Origin of the sequence: Brevundimonas sp., from assembly GCF_023259385.1 — a bacterium.
Classification (GTDB): domain Bacteria; phylum Pseudomonadota; class Alphaproteobacteria; order Caulobacterales; family Caulobacteraceae; genus Brevundimonas.
This window is the reverse complement of record NZ_JAHFPF010000324.1, coordinates 1-3,350: the sequence shown is the minus strand read 5'-3', so window position 1 is coordinate 3,350 and position 3,350 is coordinate 1. Positions and strand designations below refer to the sequence as shown.

Annotated in this window: 4 protein-coding genes and 1 pseudogene; 1 reads left to right on the top strand and 4 read right to left on the bottom strand. The window is 68.7% G+C overall.

Annotated features, from left to right (window positions below; genetic code table 11):
* The 3 genes and pseudogenes from Q0C81_RS17630 to Q0C81_RS17620 all read right to left on the bottom strand — a co-directional run.
* Nucleotides 1-315 (bottom strand): annotated as a pseudogene (locus Q0C81_RS17630) (WD40 repeat domain-containing protein); the annotation flags it as partial.
* Nucleotides 312-530 carry a DUF2093 domain-containing protein gene (locus Q0C81_RS17625; RefSeq protein ID WP_291841048.1) on the bottom strand — a complete coding sequence of 73 codons (219 nt, stop codon included), beginning with the start codon at nucleotides 528-530 and terminating at the stop codon, nucleotides 312-314. The pseudogene Q0C81_RS17630 and the gene Q0C81_RS17625, both read right to left, overlap by 4 nt.
* Before the next feature lie 82 nt (nucleotides 531-612).
* On the bottom strand, nucleotides 613-1,716 hold the full coding sequence (locus Q0C81_RS17620) for a GTP-binding protein (RefSeq protein ID WP_291841046.1): 1,104 nt from the start codon (nucleotides 1,714-1,716) through the stop codon (nucleotides 613-615).
* A 141-nt stretch (nucleotides 1,717-1,857) separates the two neighbouring features.
* Between Q0C81_RS17620 and Q0C81_RS17615 the strand changes: the two genes are divergently transcribed.
* A complete protein-coding gene (locus Q0C81_RS17615; protein WP_291841044.1) occupies nucleotides 1,858-2,727 on the top strand; it encodes a hypothetical protein in 870 nt (289 codons plus the stop codon).
* 11 nt (nucleotides 2,728-2,738) lie between these two features.
* Here Q0C81_RS17615 and Q0C81_RS17610 read toward each other — a convergent pair.
* The coding region (locus tag Q0C81_RS17610) for a cation diffusion facilitator family transporter (RefSeq protein WP_291841042.1) at nucleotides 2,739-3,350 on the bottom strand (612 nt) is incomplete at its 5' end.

The following is a 3,350-nucleotide window of genomic DNA, read 5'->3' as shown; positions in this document are numbered from 1 at the left end:
CGACAGGGTCTTGCCCGCCGAGAAGGCGATCAGCCCGCTTTCGGCCGAGGCGGCGATGGAATCGATCCACGCGCCCTTGGCGGTGGCCAGCAGGCCGGCCTCGCCCTTGCGGTGCCAGATCACCCGGCCGTCGTCGCCCCCGGTCAGGACGCCCTCGCCCGACGGGTGGGCGCAGGCGCACAGGATCGCGCCGTCGTGGGCGATGCTGAAGGCGCCGTCCTCGAACCGCACCGCGCCGTCGCCCAGGGCGAAGACCGCGCCGTCCTTCTCGAACAGGGCGGCGGTGGGCTGGGCATCGAACTGGAAGAGGGTCATGTCTCGGCCTTGTGGGTCTCGACCCACCGGCGGGTCATGAACTCCGCCGAGGCGTATGCCTCCTGCAGCGCCACGTTCCAATAGGTCAGGGCGTCCAGCGGGATGGTCGCGCCGGACACCGCGCAGCGCACGAAGTCGCCGGGCTGAACCACGTCGAAGTCGGGGGTGCCGTAATGCAGCACGGCTTCGCGATGCGGGGCGTGGGGCGGGTTCACCAGGGCAGCGCCTCGCCGTTCCAGCGGAGGAAGCGGTTCAGCGACGCGCCGACGATCAGCGCGGTCCTGGGCTCGGGTGCGATCAAGCCGCGCACGCCTCGAACCCGGCCTTCAGCGCCGCCTCGTCCAGATCGCGGCCGATGAAGACGGCGCGCGACCAGCGGCGTTCCTTGTCGCCCCACGGCTTCTGCAGGTCGCCTTCCAGGATCATGTGCACGGCCTGGAAGACCAGGCGGCGGTCCTCGCCGGCCACCTCGATGATGCCCTTGGCCCGCAGGATGTTCTGGCCCTGCTCGCCCAGCAGCTTGTCCAGCCAGGCGGTGAATTTCTGGCCGTCCATAGGACGGTCCAGCGACAGGGCGATGCCCTTGATGTCGTCCTCGTGCGCGTGGCCGCGCGGACCGTGGTCGTTCCCGTGATCATGATGATGGTGATCATGGTCGTGATGATCGTGGTCGTGGTCATGACCGCAGTGGTCGTCGTGCACATGGCCGTCCGCGCCGTGCGGCGGATTGACGAAGTCGGGACGCACCTCGGTGACCCGGTCCAGGTCGAAACCGTGCACGCCCAGCACCTGGTCCAGCGGCACATTGGCCCGCTCGGTGCGGGTGATGGGGGCCAGGGGGTTGAGCGCGCGCAGGCGGCGCTCGACTTCGTTGAGTTCCTCGGTGGTGACCAGGTCGACCTTGTTCAGGATGATGCGGTCGGCGAAGGCGACCTGCTCACGGGCCTCCTTGGAGTCGTCCAGGCGCGCCATCACGTGCTTGGCGTCGACCAGGGCGGTGACGCTGTCCAGCTGGGTCTTGGCCTTGACCTCCTCGTCGACGAAGAAGGTCTGGGCCACCGGGCCGGGGTCGGCCAGGCCGGTGGTCTCGACGATGATGGCGTCGAAGGCGGGCTTGCCCGGGCGCTGGCGCTTCATCAGGCCGGCGACGACGCGGATCAGGTCGCCGCGCACCGTGCAGCAGACGCAGCCGTTGTTCATCTCGAACACGTCCTCGTCGGCGCCGACCACCAGGTCGTTGTCGATGCCGATCTCGCCGAACTCGTTGACGATGACGGCGTAGCGCTTGCCGTGGTCCTCGGTGAGGATCCGGTTCAGCAGGGTGGTCTTGCCGGCGCCGAGATAGCCGGTGAGGACGGTGACGGGGATCTTGGCGTTTGCGGCGGAAGCGGTGTCGGTCATGGGCCGCTAGATGGCGGTTGGGGCGCCGGAAGGGAAGGGGGCTGGCCACTTGCCGGTCGATGCAACTTCAGGGGGATTTTCGCCTTGCGAAGACGGGAGAAGGTGGTGAAGCTTCGCCGTGAACCCTGCAGGCCCGCCCCGATGAGACTTCCTCCAAGCTATTTTCGTCCCTTCGACAAGGTCTACCGGGCCGTGACGGCGGACATTCGTAGTAGGGCGGCCACCCTCGCCGGCGACGACCGGACGTGGCTGGAGCGGCTCGTCGTGACGTTCCTGGAAGAGCGACAGCGCTGGAACGACAGTGGGCAGCTGGCGGGATACCGGGCGATCTGGCTGCGTCTGAACACGCCCCTGCTGCGGCTGGCCGCCGGGGCATACCTCCATGTCGCCTATGATCTGCCCCGGGCCATGGCGAACGACTGGCCGGGCCAGGGACGGTGGGCGCACGCGCCCACCGTCGCGCGGGGCGAGGGCGTCTTCATGGGACTGGCTTCGATCTTTCCCCTGCATTTCCAGTTGAGCCTGGGGCTGGGGTGGCTGCCGCCCGGCCTGTTCCGGGACTATCTGGACGCCCCCATGGATCGGCTCAGGCGGGGCGCCTGGGCGCACGCCCGCATCCTGGCCACCGAACCCGGTCGCCCTCAGCGCGAAGCCGCGATGGCGGAGGCCCTGACCATGGGTTTGAAGGATGCGTGGGATCTGCAGCCGTGGAAGATCAAGAAATTTCTCCGGCCGCCCGACGGCGCCGTGTTTCCCGTCGTGACCGTTCCCCTGCTGACGCTGGTCGCGGGCAGTTCGCTGGCGACCGGGCTCACCGTCGCGGTGGTCCTATGGGGCCTTTTCGAGTGGCGTCTCTACGTGGCCCGGAATCGGCAGATGCAGCGCGAGTTCATCGCGACCTGGGGCGAGATGCTCGAGGACTATGTACGCGTCGCGGTGCGGGAGCCCGAAGACCTAGAGCGCTTCCGGCATCAGCGCCGCATCGACCTGAGGCTTGATACCGCGGACTGATCCGCGGTCGCTCAGCAGTCCGGACAGTCCGGCAGGGCCCCGCTTTCCAGCTGAAGCGTGGTGTGGCCGATCTGGAAGCGGGCGCGGGCCAGGGTCTGGGCCTCCGCCAGCAGGGCGTCGGCGTCGGCGCGCTCGTGGACCAGATGGGCGGTCAGGGCGGTGTCGGTGGTCGACAGCCCCCAGATGTGCAGGTCGTGCACGGCGCGGACGCCGGGCAGGGCCAGGAAGGCGGCCCGAACGGCCTCGACATCGACGTTCCGCGGCGCGGCGTCCAGCGCCAGGTTCACCGAGTCCTTAAGCAGGCCCCAGGTGCCGAGCAGGATCACCACCACGATGGCGGTGCTGACCAGGGGATCCACGATCGACCAGCCGGTCAGCAGGATGACGCCCCCGGCGATGACCACGCCGATGGAGACCGCCGCGTCGGCCATCATGTGCAGATAGGCGCCGCGGACGTTCAGGTCCTTGTGCTGGTCCTTCATGAACAGCAGGGCGGTGCCCAGGTTGATCACGAAGCCGATGCCCGCCACGATCATGATGGTGACCGAGCCGACCGGGGCCGGTTCGGCCAGGCGGCGCACGGCCTCGAAGGCGATGGCGCCGCAGGCGAAGATCAGCAGCAG